The following is a 1665-nucleotide window of genomic DNA, read 5'->3' as shown; positions in this document are numbered from 1 at the left end:
TATTCCCTCTGGGTTGCAATATGGTTCCAATCCAGGAAGTATTACTAATCAGTCTCTTCGTCGTCGTGAGTTTGGGCAACAAATTAATGGTCTTCAGGTACCCAATGGTCAAACATTAGGGCTGATTGGTGGTGAGGTTACTATTGATGGTGGCGTTAATGTTGCATTGGATGGACGCATTGAGCTGGGGAGTGTTGGTTCTAATAGTGTGGTGAACCTGACCCCGACGGATACTAGTTTTATTTTGGATTATTCACCAGTTCAAGAGTTTCAGGATATTAGTTTGTCCGAGGGTGCTCTTGTCATTACCAATGGCGAAAGTGGTGGGAGTATGCAGGTGCAGGGGGCTAAGGTGACTCTGCGCGATCGCTCTTTTGTGTTTGCGGATACTAACGGGAGTGAAAATGGCGGTGGGATAGTGGTTGAGGCTTCACAGTTGAGTCTTGAGGGTGGTTCTAGGATAACTACGGATGTATTTGGATCAGGAGAGGGTGGAGATTTGACAGTGAATGCCTCGGAATCTGTTCGAGTGGTTGGTGTATCGGCTGATGGTATTCTCAGCGCTTTGGCAGCCAGAGTTTTGTTAGGAGCAACAGGAAATGCCGGAGATTTGAGTATTACCACTGGGGAGTTAATTGTCTCTGATGGAGCAGAAGTTAGTGCTAGCACTTTTGGTCTTGGGGACGGAGGAAATTTGACTGTGGATGCCGACTCTACTGTTCAAGTGATTGGTAGCTCAGCCGATGGTCGGATTCCCAGCGCCTTGTTTACTCAAACTCTTGGGACAGGAAATGCTGGAGATTTGAGTATTACCACTGGGCAGTTAATGGTTTCTGATGGAGCACAAGTTTCAGCTAGCAATCTTGGTGAAGGGGACGGGGGAGATTTGATTGTGGATGCCGACTCTACTGTTCAAGTGATTGGTACCTCAGCCAATGGTCGGATTCCCAGCGGCTTGTTTGCTGTAACTTTTGGGAGAGGAAAAGCGGGAGATTTGAATATTACCACTGGGGAGTTAATTGTCAAAGATGGAGCAAGAGTTTCAGCTAGCACTTTTCGTGAAGGGAACGGGGGAGATTTGACTGTGCATGCCGACTCTACGGTTCAACTGATTGGTACCTCGGCCGATGGTAAATTTTTCAGCGGCTTGTTTGCTCAAGCTAATCAGAAAGCAACAGGAAATGCCGGAAATTTGAATATTACCACCGGGCAGTTAATTGTCTCTGATCGAGCAGGGGTTAGTGCTAGAAGCACTCAACAGGGCAGTTCAGCAGGGGAGGTAGAGATTAATGCCAACTCCATCTTCCTTGACAACGAGGGAATCATCACAGCAGAAACAGCAGGGGACAAAGGCAATATTACTCTATCTTCCCGTGACATCCGACTCCTCAACGAAAGCAAGATTACCACTGACGCCGAGAATGCCACTGGGGGCAATATAGAAATTAATACTGATACCCTAGTTGGTCTCGGAGATAGCGACATCACCGCCAATGCTGAATTTGGCCCAGGAGGTAGTGTTAGGATTAATGCCCAAGGCATCTTTGGTTTAGAGTTTCGAGACGGTCCAACTTCAGGAAATGACATCACCGCCACCTCCAACCTCGGCCCATCCTTCAACGGTGACGTAATCCTCAACATCTCCCAGGTAGACCCCACCTCAGG

Annotated in this window: 1 protein-coding gene; it reads left to right on the top strand. The window is 47.9% G+C overall.

The genetic code is table 11. The annotated features are described in order from the left end of the window. The coding region (locus tag AC4II3_RS32635; protein WP_488029853.1) for a two-partner secretion domain-containing protein at nt 1-1665 on the top strand (1665 nt) is incomplete at both ends.

The organism is Moorena sp., from assembly GCF_982860115.1.
This window is presented reverse-complemented; position numbering and strand designations above follow the sequence as displayed.